15 protein-coding genes are annotated in these 15,026 nt (G+C 66.1%); 9 read left to right on the forward strand and 6 right to left on the reverse strand.

Features of this window, described 5'->3' with window-relative positions:
- Positions 1 to 35: 35 nt before the first annotated feature.
- The gene (locus G9C89_RS10960) at positions 36 to 941 is read right to left on the reverse strand and encodes a LysR substrate-binding domain-containing protein (RefSeq protein ID WP_172147925.1); all 906 of its coding nucleotides are present in this window, start codon (positions 939 to 941) and stop codon (positions 36 to 38) included.
- 275 nt (positions 942 to 1,216) lie between these two features.
- Between G9C89_RS10960 and G9C89_RS10965 the strand changes: the two genes are divergently transcribed.
- The 3 genes from G9C89_RS10965 to G9C89_RS10975 all read left to right on the forward strand — a co-directional run bounded on the left by G9C89_RS10965 (position 1,217) and on the right by G9C89_RS10975 (position 4,922).
- Complete coding sequence (locus tag G9C89_RS10965; RefSeq protein WP_172147926.1) at positions 1,217 to 2,641, forward strand: aspartate ammonia-lyase; 1,425 nt, start codon at positions 1,217 to 1,219, stop codon at positions 2,639 to 2,641.
- Positions 2,642 to 2,745: 104 nt separating this feature from the next.
- Positions 2,746 to 4,005 (forward strand): dicarboxylate/amino acid:cation symporter, encoded by a 1,260-nt coding sequence (locus tag G9C89_RS10970; protein ID WP_172147927.1) that lies wholly within the window; start codon positions 2,746 to 2,748, stop codon positions 4,003 to 4,005.
- A gap of 161 nt (positions 4,006 to 4,166) precedes the next feature.
- On the forward strand, positions 4,167 to 4,922 hold the full coding sequence (locus tag G9C89_RS10975; RefSeq protein ID WP_172147928.1) for a substrate-binding periplasmic protein: 756 nt from the start codon (positions 4,167 to 4,169) through the stop codon (positions 4,920 to 4,922).
- A 38-nt stretch (positions 4,923 to 4,960) separates the two neighbouring features.
- Here the strand turns inward: G9C89_RS10975 and G9C89_RS10980 are convergent, their stop codons facing one another.
- On the reverse strand, positions 4,961 to 5,779 hold the full coding sequence (locus G9C89_RS10980) for a helix-turn-helix domain-containing protein (protein WP_172147929.1): 819 nt from the start codon (positions 5,777 to 5,779) through the stop codon (positions 4,961 to 4,963).
- Between the two features lie 161 nt (positions 5,780 to 5,940).
- Between G9C89_RS10980 and G9C89_RS10985 the strand changes: the two genes are divergently transcribed.
- The 3 genes from G9C89_RS10985 to G9C89_RS10995 all read left to right on the forward strand — a co-directional run bounded on the left by G9C89_RS10985 (position 5,941) and on the right by G9C89_RS10995 (position 8,969).
- Positions 5,941 to 7,386 (forward strand): alanine/glycine:cation symporter family protein, encoded by a 1,446-nt coding sequence (locus tag G9C89_RS10985; protein WP_172147930.1) that lies wholly within the window; start codon positions 5,941 to 5,943, stop codon positions 7,384 to 7,386.
- 64 nt (positions 7,387 to 7,450) lie between these two features.
- Positions 7,451 to 8,440, forward strand: a complete 990-nt coding sequence (locus tag G9C89_RS10990; RefSeq protein ID WP_172147931.1) for an asparaginase — start codon at positions 7,451 to 7,453, stop codon at positions 8,438 to 8,440.
- A 73-nt stretch (positions 8,441 to 8,513) separates the two neighbouring features.
- Positions 8,514 to 8,969, forward strand: a complete 456-nt coding sequence (locus G9C89_RS10995) for a GNAT family N-acetyltransferase (RefSeq protein WP_172147932.1) — start codon at positions 8,514 to 8,516, stop codon at positions 8,967 to 8,969.
- 91 nt (positions 8,970 to 9,060) lie between these two features.
- Here G9C89_RS10995 and glsB read toward each other — a convergent pair whose 3' ends face one another.
- Together glsB and pdxR are read right to left on the reverse strand one after the other, a co-directional pair.
- Positions 9,061 to 9,969: a glutaminase B gene (glsB, locus tag G9C89_RS11000; protein ID WP_172147933.1), complete on the reverse strand. Its 909-nt coding sequence runs from the start codon at positions 9,967 to 9,969 to the stop codon at positions 9,061 to 9,063.
- A gap of 66 nt (positions 9,970 to 10,035) precedes the next feature.
- Complete coding sequence (gene pdxR, locus G9C89_RS11005; RefSeq protein WP_172147934.1) at positions 10,036 to 11,505, reverse strand: MocR-like pyridoxine biosynthesis transcription factor PdxR; 1,470 nt, start codon at positions 11,503 to 11,505, stop codon at positions 10,036 to 10,038.
- 118 nt (positions 11,506 to 11,623) lie between these two features.
- Here pdxR and G9C89_RS11010 point away from each other — a divergent pair, with 118 nt between their 5' ends.
- The 3 genes from G9C89_RS11010 (at position 11,624) to G9C89_RS11020 (ending at position 13,485) form a co-directional block, all read left to right on the forward strand.
- A complete protein-coding gene (locus tag G9C89_RS11010) occupies positions 11,624 to 12,256 on the forward strand; it encodes an FMN-binding negative transcriptional regulator (protein ID WP_172147935.1) in 633 nt (210 codons plus the stop codon).
- A gap of 89 nt (positions 12,257 to 12,345) precedes the next feature.
- Positions 12,346 to 12,792: a GNAT family N-acetyltransferase gene (locus G9C89_RS11015; protein WP_172147936.1), complete on the forward strand. Its 447-nt coding sequence runs from the start codon at positions 12,346 to 12,348 to the stop codon at positions 12,790 to 12,792.
- A gap of 15 nt (positions 12,793 to 12,807) precedes the next feature.
- Positions 12,808 to 13,485: a GNAT family N-acetyltransferase gene (locus tag G9C89_RS11020; protein ID WP_172147937.1), complete on the forward strand. Its 678-nt coding sequence runs from the start codon at positions 12,808 to 12,810 to the stop codon at positions 13,483 to 13,485.
- Positions 13,486 to 13,756: 271 nt separating this feature from the next.
- On the opposite strand, the gene G9C89_RS11025 is transcribed toward G9C89_RS11020, so the two are convergent.
- Complete coding sequence (locus tag G9C89_RS11025; RefSeq protein ID WP_172147938.1) at positions 13,757 to 14,059, reverse strand: P-II family nitrogen regulator; 303 nt, start codon at positions 14,057 to 14,059, stop codon at positions 13,757 to 13,759.
- Position 14,060: 1 nt separating this feature from the next.
- Complete coding sequence (locus G9C89_RS11030; protein WP_172147939.1) at positions 14,061 to 15,002, reverse strand: sodium-dependent bicarbonate transport family permease; 942 nt, start codon at positions 15,000 to 15,002, stop codon at positions 14,061 to 14,063.
- Positions 15,003 to 15,026 lie beyond the last annotated feature (24 nt).

Genomic DNA, 15,026 nt, shown 5'->3' on the forward strand with positions numbered 1-15,026 from the left:
ACGCCGAAAGCCTGCTCCTACAAAAGCGTTCAGGCTCAACGCCCGACCTCGCCGCTTTCCAGCTTGCGCCAGAGCAGCCGCACCGAGGCCTTGCGCACCAGGGCGCAGCGGTGCAGGCGGATTTCCAGCGGCACTTGCCACTGTTCGTCGCCGCACACCACCAGCTCGCCACGGGCCAGTTCGGCGGTGACCGACAGGCGCGGCACCCAGGCCACGCCCATGCCCTGCAGGGCCATGCTTTTCAGGCTGTCGGCCATCGCCGTTTCGTACACCGTGGTCGAACGCAGCGCGCGCTGACGCAGCAGCAGGTTGACCGAGCGGCCGAGAAAGGCGCCGGCGGTGTAGGCCAGCAACGGCACGCTCTGGCCGCTGTCGAGGTCGAACAGCGGCTGGCCGTCATCGCCCACCCCGCACACCGGCAGCATCGAGGTCACGCCCAGGTGCAGCGAGGGGAAGATTTCCGGGTCCATCTGCAGCGCGGCATCCGGGTCGTAATAGGCGAGGATCAGGTCGCAGCCGCCTTCGCGCAGCGAGTGCACCGCCTCGCCGACGTTGGTCGCCACCAGGCGGGTGTTCAACGGCAGGCCTTCACGGCGCAGGCGGGCGATCCATTCGGGGAAGAAGCCCAGGGTCAGCGAATGCGCGGCGGCGATCTGCAACACCTCGCCCTGCTTGCCTTCGAGGTTGTGCAGGTGGCGCACCACCTCGCCCAGCTGCTCGACCAGGCTGCGCGCGGTGACCAGAAACAGCTGGCCGGACTCGGTCAGCTCGACCGGCGTACAGGCGCGGTTGACCAGGGTCAGGCCGAGCATGTTCTCCAGGCTGCGGATCCGCCGACTGAAGGCCGGCTGGGTGACGAAGCGCTTCTGCGCAGCCTGGGAAAAGCTGCGGGTGGCGGCCAGGGCGACAAAGTCTTCCAGCCATTTGGTTTCCAGATTCATGGGTCGTTCCTTGCGATTTCGCTGCTTTGCATCCAGGGCACCTCAACTGCGTAGGGTGGATGACGCTCTTTTCATCCACCGTCCACCCCGGCCATGGTGGATGGATAAAGCGTCATCCACCCTACGTCTACGCTCGCCGACAATCCGGCGTCACGCCGACATTATGCCGATTATGCATACCCCAGCGCTTAACAGCATTGGCCAGTTTACGGCCGCAGCCCTTAGTCTACGGGACATCGCGGCGCTAGCCGTATTCCCTGGAGATATCTCCCATCATGTCCGCTGCCGCATCCTTCCGCGTCGAAAAAGATTTGCTTGGCACCCTCGAAGTCCCGGCCGAGGCCTATTACGGCATCCAGACCCTGCGTGCCGTGCATAACTTCCGCCTGTCCGGCGTACCGCTGGCGCACTACCCCAAGTTCGTCACCGCGCTGGCCATGGTCAAGCAGGCGGCCGCCGATGCCAACCGCGAACTGGGTCACCTCAGCGTGGCCAAGCACGCGGCCATCAGCGAAGCCTGCGCACGGATCATCCGCGGCGATTTCCATGAAGAATTCGTGGTCGACATGATCCAGGGCGGCGCCGGCACCTCGACCAACATGAACGCCAACGAGGTGATCGCCAACATCGCCCTGGAGGCCATGGGTCACGCCAAGGGCGAGTACCAGTACCTGCACCCGAACAACGACGTGAACATGGCGCAGTCGACCAACGACGCCTACCCGACCGCCATCCGCCTCGGCCTGCTGCTCGGTCACGACACCCTGCTGGCCAGCCTCGACAGCCTGATCGGCGCGTTCGCCGGCAAGGGCGAGGAATTCGCCCACGTGCTGAAGATGGGCCGCACCCAGCTGCAGGACGCCGTGCCGATGACCCTCGGCCAGGAATTCCGCGCCTTCGCCACCACCCTCGGCGAAGACCTGGCGCGCCTGCGCAGCCTGGCGCCGGAGCTGCTCACCGAGGTCAACCTGGGCGGCACCGCGATCGGCACCGGGATCAACGCCGACCCGCGCTACCAGCAGCTGGCGGTCGACCGCCTCGCCGCGATCAGCGGCCAGCCCCTGGTGCCGGCCGCCGACCTGATCGAGGCGACCAGCGACATGGGCGCCTTCGTGCTGTTCTCCGGCATGCTCAAGCGCACCGCGGTCAAGCTGTCGAAGATCTGTAACGACCTGCGCCTGCTGTCCAGCGGCCCGCGCACCGGGATCAACGAGATCAACCTGCCGGCGCGCCAGCCGGGCAGCTCGATCATGCCCGGCAAGGTCAACCCGGTGATCCCGGAAGCGGTCAATCAGGTGGCCTTCGAGATCATCGGCAACGACCTGGCGCTGACCATCGCCGCCGAGGGCGGGCAGTTGCAGCTCAACGTCATGGAGCCGCTGATCGCCTACAAGGTCTTCGACTCGATCCGCCTGCTGCAGCGCGCCATGGACATGCTGCGCGAGCATTGCATCGTCGGCATCACGGCCAACGAGGCGCATTGCCGGGCGCTGATGGAAAACTCCATCGGCCTGATCACCGCCCTCAACCCCTACATCGGCTACGAAAATGCCACCCGCATCGCCAAGCTGGCCCTGGACAGCGGCCGCGGCGTACTGGAACTGGTGCGCGAGGAAAACCTGCTGGACGACGCCACCCTGGCCGACATCCTCAGCCCGGAAAACATGATCGCGCCACGTCTGGTGCCGCTCAAGGCCTGACCCCCGGCGCGCCCCGCGCCTGAAGCGGCGCTCGGTTCGCCGAGCGCCACCCGGCCAGACCGCGCAGACGGTCAGCCCAATAACAACAACAGACGGTAGAACGCATGAACCCGAGCACGACCCTCACCTCCCCATGGCGCCTCTGGGGGCGCCTGCCTCTCTGGCAGCAAATCCTCATCGGCCTGACCCTCGGCGTTGCCACCGGCATCGCGTTCAAGCAAGACGCCCTGATCCTGGCACCGCTCGGCGCGCTGTTCCTTAACGCGATCAAGATGCTCATCGTGCCGCTGGTGTTCGTCTCCCTGGTGGCCGGCATCACCTCCATGCAGGACAGCGCCAAGCTGGGCCGCATCAGCGTCAAGACCATCGCCATCTACCTGGTCACCACCGCCTTCGCGGTGAGCATCGGCCTGCTCTTTGGCACGCTATTTACCCCCGGCGAGGGCATGCACATGGTCGCCAGCGCTGGCAGCGAGGCCAAGCAGGCGCCTTCGCTGGTGAGCATTCTGGTCGGCCTGGTGCCGAGCAACCCGGTCACCGCCTTCGCCGAAGGCAACATCCTGCAGATCATCGTGTTCGCCATCGCCCTGGGCGTGAGCATGAACCTGATCGGCGACAAGGCCGCGCCGGCGATCAAGCTGTTCGACAGCCTGGCCGAGACCTTCTACAAGCTCACCGACCTGATCATGCGCTGCGCCCCCTACGGCGTGTTCGCCCTGATCGCCGGGGTGGTTGGCAGCCACGGCGCCGAGGTACTGCTGCCGCTGGCCGGAGTCATCGGGGTGATCTACCTGGCCAGCCTGGCCCATGTGCTGCTGGTCTACGGCGGCCTGCTCGGCCTGTTCGCGCGGCTCAGCCCGCTGCGCTTCTTCCAGGGCGTCGCCCCGGCACTGGCGGTGGCCTTCAGCACCTCGAGCAGCGCCGGCACCCTGCCGGTGTCGATCGAATGCGCGCGCAAGAACCTCGGCGTGTCCGAGGGCGTGGCCGGTTTCGTGCTGCCGGTCGGCGCCACCATCAACATGGACGGCACCGCCATCTACCAGGGCGTACTGGCGTTGTTCATCGCCCAGGCCTTCGGCGTCGACCTGAACGCCGGCCAGTACCTGATGATCATCCTCACCGCCACCCTGGCCTCGATCGGCACCGCCGGCATCCCGGGCGCCGGGCTGATCATGCTCGGCCTGGTGCTGACCTCGGTCGGCCTGCCGCTGGAAGGCGTGGCACTGATTGCCGGCATCGACCGCATCCTCGACATGGCGCGCACCACGGTCAACGTCGCCGGCGACCTGATGACCACCACCCTGGTCGGCCACAGCGAAAACGAGCTGGACCGCGAGATCTACAACAGCTCGAACAAGGAATAAGCCGACGCCCTGGCCGATGGTCGCCAGACTGCCGGCCGAGCCACCGCCACATCGTTGACTCAGCGCCGCCGGGGTTTGCGCCCCGCCGCCATCTGTTGCGAACACCGCCCCGCCCGGACAGCCGTCAGGCGCGGGGCGCTCGCTTTTAGGAGTGATCGACCATGCGCCGTTATGTCCCGCTGTCCCTGTTGCTTGGCCTGCTGTTCAGCTCCTGCGTCCACGCCGAGTTGCCGCCGGATTACAAGGTGGTGCTGCTCACCGAGAATTTTCCGCCCTTCAACATGGCGGCGAACAACAAGAACTTCGCCCGCGACCCGAATATCCAGGGTCTCAGCGCCGATATCGTGCGCGAGATGTTCAAACGCGCCGGTATTGCCTACAACCTGACCCTGCGCTTCCCCTGGGCGCGGATCTATCAACAGACCCTGGAAACGCCCAATCACGGGCTGTTTTCCACCTCGCAGAGCGAGGCGCGGCGGCCACTGTTCAAATGGGTCGGGCCGATCGCCCAGTATGAAAGCGTGCTGGTGGCCGCCACTGATCAGGCCCGGCGTCTGGACAACCTGGAACAGGCCAAGGCCTACCGCATCGGCTCCTACCAGAGCAGTGCGGTCAGCCAGTACCTGGAGCGCGCCGGCATCCAGCCGGTCAACTCGCTGCGTGACCAGGAAAATCTGCGCAAGCTGCAACGCGGGCAGATCGATTACTGGGCCACGTCCGACCCGGTCTGGCGCTTCTATGCCAGGGAGCAGGGGGTCAGCGGCCTCGGCAACGCCCTGAGCTTTCACACCTCGCAGCTCTACCTGGCACTCAACAAAGACACCCCGGATGAAGTGATCGAGCGCCTGCAAACAGCGCTCGAGCAGATGCGCAGCGAAGGCTATGGCAGCTGTGCGAAAAACCCGGAATTGTGCTGAACGCGATGAGCTACCGAGCACGCCTGCCGGGCCGACGGCTATTCGATCTCGAACAGGCCATCGCGAATATGTGCACCCGCCAGGCGCTGGCGGATGTCGGCATCGATCCGTGGATCGTCCGGGTCGTAGAGCATCACCTGGCGATAGGCATTGACCCGGTTGATCTCGCTGCCGAGGAACTCCCAGACCACCCGGGTGCAGGCCGGGGTGCGCCGATCGCCGCTGGAGACTCCGGTCTTCAAACCGTTGAGACGGGTGATGCGGCTCTTGAAGCTGGGGATCAGGATGGTCTGGCTCATTTCGTTGCCGGTCAGCGATTCGTAGTCGATCAGAAACAGCCGATCCTGCAGGTAGAAGGCCGCGCCCAGGTAGCGACAGCGCACCCAGTCCTCGGCCTTGCCGCTGGCGGCGCGCGACGGTTCCTGGCGCTCCTGGCGCTCGAACAGGTAGCTGCCGCGCTCTTCGCGCAGCTGCACCAGCGACAGCAGGATCTGCCCGGGCACCGACATGCAGTTGGCGTACTCGAAGTAATACCCGCAGTAGCGCGACAGGCTGCTGGCGAACTCGCGCAACGGCTGCAGCAATTCCAGCAGCGGATCGCCGCTGGCTTGCTGCTCCAGGCCACCGCCGCGCGCGCCGATCAGGTGGGCGAATTGCTCGCCCGGCAGGTTCAGCTCATAGGCCTCGACGCCGAAGAAATCGCAGATGCGCTTGAGGTTGTGCGCCGTCGGCCGGCTCTGGCCGCTGAGGTATTTGTTGAACTGCGCGCGGTTGATCGCCAGCTTGCGGCACACCTCGGCAATCGAGCGGTAGTGGCTGCACAGCAGCTTGAGGTTGGACCCCAGGTAATCCGACATGCTGCAGTTCCTCTTGGCGCGAACGACGCGATTGTAGCATCAACTCGCATCAGATCGCCGCCACCCGCGAAATTGCATGACGAGCGCGTCTGGCCAACCATTCCCAGGCTCCATGCTGACGCTGAATTTTTCCCCAACAACAAGAGAGAGACCCTCCCGCCATGCTCGATATTCTCAACGACCTGATCTGGAGCAAGCTGCTGATCGTGATGCTGATCGGCCTCGGGCTGTATTTCACGGTGGCTTCACGCTTCGTCCAATTTCGCTATTTCGGCAACATGTTCCGCATCTTCAGCGAAGCCTTTCAACACCATCCGGGCCAGCTCAGCTCGTTCCAGGCGCTGATGCTCAGCGTCGCCGGTCGCGTCGGCGCCGGCAACATCGCCGGGGTCTCGGTAGCCATCATGCTCGGCGGCCCGGGCGCAGTATTCTGGATGTGGATGGTAGCCCTGGTCGGCATGGCCACCAGCTATTTCGAGTGCTCGCTGGCCCAGCTGTACAAGCGCCGCGAAGCCGACGGCAGCTACCGCGGCGGCCCGGCCTTCTACATCCAGCACGGTCTCGGCCAGCGCTGGCTGGGCATCGTCGTGTCGATCCTGCTGCTGGTGACCTTCGGCTTCGGCTTCAATGCCGTGCAGTCCTACACCGTGGCCAGCTCGATGCACGACACCTTCGGCCTGCCCACCCATATCAGCGGTCTGATCCTCGTCGCAGTAATGGGCCTGATCATCTTCGGCGGCATCCAGCGCATCGCCAAGATGGCCGACGTGCTGGTACCGGTGATGGCCTTCTCCTACATCGCCATGGCCCTGGTCGTCATCGGCCTGAACATCGAGGCGGTACCGGCGACCCTGACGCTGATCATCAAGAGCGCCTTCGGCCTGGAGCCGGCCTTCGCCGGCGGCATCGGCGCGGCCATCATCATGGGCGTCAAGCGCGGCCTGTTCTCCAACGAGGCCGGCCTGGGCAGCGCGCCCAACGTCGCCGCCGTGGCCGAGGTCAAGCACCCGGTCGCCCAGGGCATCGTGCAATCGCTCAGCGTGTTCATCGACACCATGATCCTGTGCAGCTGCACCGCGCTGATCATCCTGCTCTCCGGCGTCTACCAGCCAGGCATGGAAGTGTCCGGGGTGATCCTGACCCAGACCGCCATGGCCAGCGTGGTCGGCGAGTGGGGCCGGGTATTCATCAGCATCGCCCTGCTGCTGTTCGTCTTCACCACCCTGATCTACAACTACTACCTCGGCGAAAACGCCCTGGGCTTCTTCAGCGAAAAGCGCTGGCTGGTACAGACCTACCGCGTGCTGGTGATCGGCCTGGTACTCTGGGGTTCGCTGCAGGACCTGGGTACGGTGTTCGCCTTCGCCGACGTGACCATGGGCCTGCTGGCCATCGCCAACCTGATCGCCCTGGCTCTGCTGTTCAAGGTCGGCCTGCGCCTGATGCGCGACTACGACAACCAGATCAAGGCGGGTGTAGAGTCGCCGGTGTTCGACCCGAAAGCCTTCGCCGACCTGGACCTCGATCCGGCAGCCTGGCCCGCCAAGCCGTCGACAGCGCCGCGCACCCTGAGCGCCGAGATCGGCCACAGCGTGCACCAGCGCTGAGCCGCTAACGACGTGATACACAGGGGGCCATGGCCCCCTGTTTTTTTATCTGAGGAGAGCCGTCATGGCGATAACAAAACTCCTGGTGCTCTACACCGGCGGCACCATCGGCATGCAGATGAGCGCAGACGGCCTGGCGCCCGCCTCCGGCTTCGAGGCGCGGCTGCGGGCCCAGCAAGCGCAGGAACAGCAGCGGCAACTGCCCGTCTGGATCTTCCGCGAACTGCTGCCGCCGATCGACAGCGCCAACATGAGCCAGGCCAACTGGCTGGCGATGGTCGAGGCGATCCGCGCCGGCATCGAGCAGGACGGCTGCGACGCCGTGCTGGTGCTGCACGGCACCGACACCCTGGCCTACAGCGCCGCGGCCCTGAGTTTCCTGCTGCTCGGGCTGGCGGTGCCGGTGCTGCTGACCGGCTCGATGCAGCCGGCCGGCGTTGCCGGCAGCGATGCCTGGGCCAACCTGTTCGGCGCCATGCAGGCGCTGCAGCAGGGCGTTGCACCCGGCGTGCAGCTGTACTTCGACGGCAAGCTGATGCACGGCGCGCGGGTCAGCAAACTGGGCAGCGCCACCTTCGGCGCCTTCGCCGAACTGCCGCGCCAGCGCCAGAGCCCGCGCGCCGAGCGCATCCCCGCCAGTCTCGATTACCGTCAGCCGCGCCAGCCGGTGAACCTCGCCGTGCTGCCGTTCTATCCGGGGATCCAGGCCGCGCAGGTCAGCGCCCTGCTCGCCAGCGGCGTACGCGGGCTGCTGCTGGAGTGCTACGGCAGCGGCACCGGGCCCTCGGACGACGCCGAACTGCTCGCCGCACTGCGTGCCGCGCATGAGGACGGCGTGGTACTGGCGGCGATCAGCCAGTGCGTCCATGGCCATGTCGAGTTCGGCGTCTATGCGGCGGGGAGCAAACTGGCCAGCGCCGGCCTGGTCTCGGCCGGCGGCATGACCCGCGAAGCCGCCCTGGGCAAGCTGTTCGCCCTGCTCGGCGCCGGCCTGAGCCAGGCCGAGACGGAACACTGGTTTGCCCTGGATCTGTGCGGCGAGCGCGCCGACTAGTCGGATGTGCAGGACTTGCAGCGCAGCCATAACAGTTTCAGGATGACTGATCCTACCTGCAGGAGGTCGCCCGATGGCCGTTCGCATTCCCGCCGAGATACGTCCCGTCAGCGCCGCCGACCAGGCGGCCTGGCTGCCCCTGTGGCAGGGTTATCAGCGCTTCTACATGACCGAGATCCCCGCCGCCACCAGCGACGTCACCTGGCAGCGCTTTCTCGACCCGGCCGAACCCATGCATGCCGCCCTCGCCTGGCACGAGGGCAAGGCTATCGGCCTGGTGCACTGGATCTACCACCGCTCGACCTGGACCGTCGGCGACTACTGCTACCTGCAAGACCTGTTCATCGCCAAGGATCTGCGCAGCAGCGGGGTCGGCCGCCAGTTGATCGAATACGTCTACGCCCAGGCCCGCCTGGCCGACTGCGCGCGGGTGTACTGGCTGACCCACGAAACCAACAGCAAGGCCATGCTGCTGTACGAGCGGGTCGCCGAGCGCTCGGGCTTCGTGCAGTTCCGCAAGCTGCTGTAGGGTGGATGGCGCCTTTGCATCCACCTGCACCGCCCGCTGGTGGATCGATAAAGCGCGATCCACCCTACGCCCTGCTTTGGCGGGCAGGTGCCTAGAACACCGACCAGCCGATCCGTTCGCTGAGCAACTCCAGCGCCTTGATCCCGGCCAGGGAGTTGCCGGCGGCGTTCAGCTCCGGCGACCACACGCAGACGCTGAAGCGCCCCGGTACCACCGCGACTATGCCGCCACCGACCCCGCTCTTGCCCGGCAGACCGACCCGGTAGGCGAAGTTGCCGGCTTCGTCGTACAGGCCGCTGGTGGCCATGATCGCGTTGACCTGCTTGGTCTGCCGTGGGGTGAGGATCTGCGCACCGCTGTGCAGGCAAAAGCCGGCGTTGGCCAGGAAGCAGAAGGCGCGGGCCAGGTCGACGCAACTCATGCGCAAGGCGCAGCAACTGAAGTAGCTGCGCAGCACCGTCTCGACATCGTTATGGAAGTTGCCGAAGGACTGCATCAGGTAGGCCGCTGCCGCATTGCGCGCACGGTGCTGGTATTCCGAATCGGCCACCCGGTTATCCACCGCCACCTGCGGGTTGCCGGCCAGGCGGCGGACGAAATCGCGCATCGACACCACCGGCGCGGCGAAGCGCGACTGGTTGATGTCGCAGATCACCAGGGCACCGGCGTTGATGAACGGGTTGCGCGGCCGCCCGCGCTCGAATTCCAGCTGCACCAGCGAGTTGAACGGCTGCCCGGACGGCTCGTGACCCAGCCGCTGCCAGATGTCCTCGCCGGAGTGACCGATGGCCTGCACCAGGCTGAACACCTTGGAGATGCTCTGCACGGAAAATGCCGTGGCCGCATCGCCGGCACAGAACAACTCGCCCTCGTTGCTGTACACCGCAATGCCCAACTGATCACCCGACACATCGCCCAGCGCCGGGATGTAATCGGCCACCTTGCCCTGACCGATCAACGGGCGGACTTCATCGAGAATCTCGTTCAACAGGTTTTGCATACTGGAACTCACCACCGGGGGAAACGCTGCACCGTAGGCCACTAGACGCTTTCCGTAGCCTGGCCATCACAGCTCGCATTGCCAGACCTTGCGCAGCTTGGCCAGCGCCAGGGCGATCTGCTCCTCGTCGACCCCGGCAAAGCCCAGCACCAGCCCGGCGCGCGGCGGCTCGCGCGCCGGCCCCGGCAACCAGTAATCGCTCAGGGCACTGAGCTCCACGCCGACAGCCGCGGCCTGCTCGATCAGTTCCCGCTCGCGCGCCACGCTGGCCAACGGCAAGCACACATGCAAACCGGCGTGCACCTGCGGCAGCGCGCCCACCGCCTGCGCCGGCCAGCCGTCGAGCAAGGCATCCCGGCGCGCCTGGGCGGCCCGCCGCATACGGCGGATATGCCGCTGAAAATGACCCTGGGCGATAAATTCGGCGAGCACCGCCTGAGTGCCGGTCTCGGAATGGCGCATGCCCAGCGCGCGCAGTTGGCTGAGCGGTTCGACCAGGGCCGGCGGCGCCACCAGATAGCCCAGACGCAAGGCCGGAAAGGCGATTTTCGAGAAGGTGCCGACATACAGCACCCGGCCCTCGCGATCCAGCGCCGCCAAAGGCGCCAACGGCGTGCCGCTGTAACGGTACTCGCCGTCGTAATCGTCCTCGATGATCCAGGCCTGATTGCGCCCGGCCCAGTCCAGCAGTTCCAGGCGCCGCGCCAGGGACAGGGTGACGCCGGTGGGGTATTGGTGCGACGGGGTGATATAGGCCAGCCGGCAGTCCGTAAGCCCAGCCAGTTGGCGAGTGTCCAGGCCATCGTCATCCACCGCGATGCCCTGCAGGCGTGCCCCGGCCACGGCGAATATCTGCGCCGCCGAGCGGTAGCAGTGGTTCTCCAGCGCCACCTCATCGCCGGCTTGCACCAGCAGTTGCGCACAGAGCGCGATCGCCTGCTGCGCACCGCTGGTGATCAGCACCTGCTCGGGCGTGCAGCGCAGACCGCGCGCATTGCCCAGGTAGGCGGCGATCAACTCGCGCAAGCGCGGGTCGCCCGCCGGGTCGCCATAGCCCAGGCGCTCGGGCGAAGGCGCGCGCCAGAACTGCGCCTGCAGGCGCGCCCAGGTCTCGAAGGGAAACAGATCGAACGCCGGAATGCCCAGGCGAAACGCTCGCGGCGGGCCTGTGCGGGGGCTGTCCGGGCCATGGCTGCGCAACCGTGCGAGGATCGGCAGCGTCGCCTCGGCCGCAGCCGCTGGCGCCGCACCACGCGGCATGCCGGCAGCGCCCAGCTCCGCGACATAGCTGCCGTCGCCGACCCGGCCCTCGAGATACCCCTCGGCATACAGCTGATCGTAGGCGCGCACCACGGTATTGCGCGAGATGCCGAGCGTCGCGGCCAGCTCACGACTGGCCGGCAAACGCATGCGGCTGGCCATGCGGCCGTCGAGAATGCGCTCGCGCAGCGCCTGATAAAGCTGACGGGCCAAACCCTGGCGCGGGTCGAGGCGAATCCCGGCGGGTTCGAGCAGGAGCGGAGGTCGAGTGGTCATGGCCCAGGCCGGCGAAGAAAAACTCAGGATAAATTGGACCCATGAAAATCGCCATCAATGGCTCTTACAAAGAACCAATAGCCCTCTTAGCATGGCCCATCCATCAGGAGGATCCGCCATGTATTCGCCCACCGCCTTCCATATCGACGACCTCGACCAGCTGCATGCGCAGATCGCGCGCTCGTCCCTGGCGATCCTGGTGACCCAGGGCGAGCACGGCCTGCACGCCAGCCATCTGCCGCTGCTGCTGGACCCGGATGCGGGCCCGCACGGTCGCCTGCTCGGCCATTTCGCCCAGGCCAACCCGCAATGGCGCGACCTGGCCGCCGGTGCCGAGGTGCTGGTGATCTTCCCCGGCGCTTCGGCCTACGTCAGCCCCGGCTACTACCCGAGCAAGGCCCGCGACCACAAGGCGGTGCCGACCTGGAATTACCAGACAGTGCACGCCTGGGGCCGCGCCGAGGTGTTCGACGAGCCGGCGCGTCTGCGCGAACTGGTCGGCCGCCTCAGCGCGCATCACGAAAGCAGCCAGGCGCAACCCTGGTCGCTGGCCGACGCGCCCGCCGACTACCTCGACGCCATGCTGCGCGCCATCGTCGGTTTCGAACTGCCGATCGAGCGCATCGCCGGCAAATGCAAGCTGAGCCAAAACCAGCCAGCGGACAACCGGGCCGGCGTACGCGATGCTCTGGCGGCTAGTTCGGCACCGAACGAACAGGAAGTGGCGCGGCTGATGAATAGCCTGGGTTGAAACCCTGCAGAACCATTGAACGCCTCTTCGCCAGCAAGCTGGCGCCTACACACCGATAGCAACGCCTCATACACAGAAGGAAGACTGCCGTGTCCCAGATCGAGATCCGCCCCGTTAGCGCCGCCGACCATGCCGCCTGGCTACCGCTCTGGCAGGGCTATCTGCACTTCTACGAAAGCGAACTGCCGGCCGACACCACCGCCAGCACCTGGCAACGCTTTCTCGACCCGGCCGAGCCGACCCATGCCGCGCTGGCCTGGCGGGACGGCCGCGCCGTCGGTCTGGTGCAATGGATTTTTCATCGTTCCAACTGGTCGGTAGCCCATAGCTGCTATTTGCAGGACCTGTTCGTCAGCCCCGACGTGCGCGGCGGCGGGGTCGGCCGCAAACTGATCGAACACGTCTACGGCCAAGCCCGCAGCGCCGGCAGCCCGCGGGTGCACTGGCTGACCCAGGAAAGCAACCACACCGCCATGCAACTCTACGATCGCATCGCCGAGCGCGCCGGTTTTACCCAGTACAGCCATTCGCTCTAGCCGGGGAAGACGACCATGACCCAGCAAGCCCTGCCCGATTGGCAACCCGCCAGCCCACCACCACGGCACCCGCTCGACGGCCGTTACGTGCGCCTGGAACCGCTCGACCCCGAGCGCCATGGCGACGACCTGTGGCTGAGCCTGCAAGGCGCGGACGTCGACCCGGCGCTGTGGGACTACCTGCCCTACGGCCCGTTCGAACTGCGCAGCGACTTCGATGCCTGGCTCGCCGCCAACGCCGCCGCGGCCGATCCGCTGTTCTTCAGCGTTATCGAGCGCGCCAGCGGCCAGGTCCAGGGCCTGCTCAGCTACCTGAACATCGTCCCTGCCCATGGCTGCATCGAGATCGGCCATATCGCCTTCGGCAGCGCCATGCAGCGCACGCCGCGGGCCAGCGAAGCGGTATTCCTGCTCGCCGAACTGGCCTTCGCCCTCGGCAACCGCCGCCTGGAATGGAAATGCAATGATCTGAACGCCCGCTCCAAGCGCGCCGCCGAACGCTTCGGCTTCAGCTTCGAAGGGCTGTTCCGTCAGCATCTGGTGATCAAGGGCCACAACCGCGACACCGCCTGGTACTCCCTGCTCGACCACGAGTGGCCGAGGCAGCGGCAAGCATTCGAATGCTGGCTGGCGGAGGAGAACTTCGATGAGCAGGGCCGCCAGCGCCAGACCTTGATCGCGCTTCGCGGGTAGGGCGCCGGCTCCGCGAAGCGCTCGTTGGGATTCGCAGGCTCAGCGGGGAAGACGCAGCTTGTAGATCCTATGTTCCTACGCAAGCCCGAACGCTCTACGCACCCGTGGGAGGCCCGACCTCGGGGCGATGCTTTGAATTTTCGCCGGGGCCATAGCCAGACAGCCCTACGGGCTGCATTCGCCGCGGGGCGCGCCTCCTACAAGTCCTGCGCTGTTGGCTGAGTCCGTGTAGCCCGGATAAGCCTCAGCACAATCCGGGAATACGATCCCGTTAGAATTTCTCCGGCCTGAGCACTTCCACTTCGGCCAGGTAGCAGACCATCGCGTAGTTGGTGTAGTAGTGATCCTGCAGGTGCTCGGCGAGGCGTTCAGCCAGGTCGCGGGCGCAGATCACTTCCAAGCGGATATTGCCGTCGGTGTCCCAGCCGGCGCTACGCACGCCGCGGCTACCACGCCCGCGGGCGTCGGAGAGGGTCCAGCCAGAGGCGCCGAGCGCTTCCAGGTCGGCCAGCAGTTTCTTTTCCAGGGCGGCTTCGCAGATCACCGTGAGCAGGGTACGGGTGTAGGCGGGCATGTCAGAGTCCCCATGCGATCAGAGTTTCGGCCAAGGCCAGGTAAAGCGGGATGCCCACCAGGATATTGAACGGGAAGGTAATACCCAAGGATGCGGTCAGCGACAGCGACGGGTTGGCCTCAGGCACCGCCAGGCGCATCGCCGCCGGTACCGCGATATAGGACGCCGACGCGGCCAGGGTGGCGAGCATCGCCGTACCGCCGAGGGACAGGCCCATGGCCCGCGCCAGCAGTGCACCGATAAGCGCGCCTAGCAGCGGCATCAACAAAGCGAACAGAGCCAGCTTGAAGCCGTAGCGCTTCAACGACGCCAACTGACCGGAAGCGATCAGGCCCATCTCCAGCAGGAAGAACGCCAGCACCGGCTTGAACATGCTGGTGTACAGCGGCTCCAGCGGCTTGATCGCTTCCTTGCCGGCGATCGCGCCTATCACCAGGCCGCCGAGCAGCAACATGATGCTCTTGCCGAGGAAAATCTCCCGGCCCAGTTCCTTCCAATGGGTGTCGCGGCTGATGCCCTTGGCCAGCAGGATGCCGACCAGGATCGCCGGGATTTCCAGGATGGCGACGAACAGCGGCATATAGCTCTCAAAGGCGATGCCCTTGGCCAGCAGGAACGCTACCACCACGGCGAAGGTACCGGCGCTGACCGAACCGTAGTGGGCCGCCACCGCCGCCGCGTTGACCCGGTCGAAGCGCAGGCCGCGCAACAGGGTGAAGGCCACCAGCGGCAGCAGCACGCCCAAGCCCAGCACCAGCCCCGACTGCCCGAGCAATTGCAGGCTGGCCTGTTCGGCCAGCTCGACGCCGCCGTGCAGACCGATGGCCAGCAAGAGGATAATCGATAGCGTCTCGTACAGCGCCGGCGGCAGTTTCAACTCGCTCTTGACCAGCCCAGCGAACAGGCCGAAGACGAAGAACAGCACCACCGGATCCAGACCCACCGCACACACTCCGACCGTTGGCCC

It is taken from the genome of Pseudomonas tumuqii, from assembly GCF_013184545.1.
In the GTDB taxonomy this organism is placed as follows: Bacteria; Pseudomonadota; Gammaproteobacteria; order Pseudomonadales; family Pseudomonadaceae; genus Aquipseudomonas; species Aquipseudomonas tumuqii.

What these genes read in the sequence shown, in the direction of transcription:
- G9C89_RS10995 (WP_172147932.1), top strand. Translation starts at nt 8,514, where the DNA reads ATGGCCGTTCGCATTCCCGCCGAGATACGTCCCGTCAGCGCCGCCGAC.
- G9C89_RS10960 (WP_172147925.1), bottom strand. Translation starts at nt 941, where the DNA reads ATGAATCTGGAAACCAAATGGCTGGAAGACTTTGTCGCCCTGGCCGCC.
- glsB (WP_172147933.1), bottom strand. Translation starts at nt 9,969, where the DNA reads ATGCAAAACCTGTTGAACGAGATTCTCGATGAAGTCCGCCCGTTGATC.
- G9C89_RS10965 (WP_172147926.1), top strand. Translation starts at nt 1,217, where the DNA reads ATGTCCGCTGCCGCATCCTTCCGCGTCGAAAAAGATTTGCTTGGCACC.
- G9C89_RS11025 (WP_172147938.1), bottom strand. Translation starts at nt 14,059, where the DNA reads ATGCCCGCCTACACCCGTACCCTGCTCACGGTGATCTGCGAAGCCGCC.
- G9C89_RS10970 (WP_172147927.1), top strand. Translation starts at nt 2,746, where the DNA reads ATGAACCCGAGCACGACCCTCACCTCCCCATGGCGCCTCTGGGGGCGC.
- G9C89_RS11020 (WP_172147937.1), top strand. Translation starts at nt 12,808, where the DNA reads ATGACCCAGCAAGCCCTGCCCGATTGGCAACCCGCCAGCCCACCACCA.
- pdxR (WP_172147934.1), bottom strand. Translation starts at nt 11,505, where the DNA reads ATGACCACTCGACCTCCGCTCCTGCTCGAACCCGCCGGGATTCGCCTC.
- G9C89_RS10975 (WP_172147928.1), top strand. Translation starts at nt 4,167, where the DNA reads ATGCGCCGTTATGTCCCGCTGTCCCTGTTGCTTGGCCTGCTGTTCAGC.
- G9C89_RS10980 (WP_172147929.1), bottom strand. Translation starts at nt 5,779, where the DNA reads ATGTCGGATTACCTGGGGTCCAACCTCAAGCTGCTGTGCAGCCACTAC.
- G9C89_RS10990 (WP_172147931.1), top strand. Translation starts at nt 7,451, where the DNA reads ATGGCGATAACAAAACTCCTGGTGCTCTACACCGGCGGCACCATCGGC.
- G9C89_RS11010 (WP_172147935.1), top strand. Translation starts at nt 11,624, where the DNA reads ATGTATTCGCCCACCGCCTTCCATATCGACGACCTCGACCAGCTGCAT.
- G9C89_RS10985 (WP_172147930.1), top strand. Translation starts at nt 5,941, where the DNA reads ATGCTCGATATTCTCAACGACCTGATCTGGAGCAAGCTGCTGATCGTG.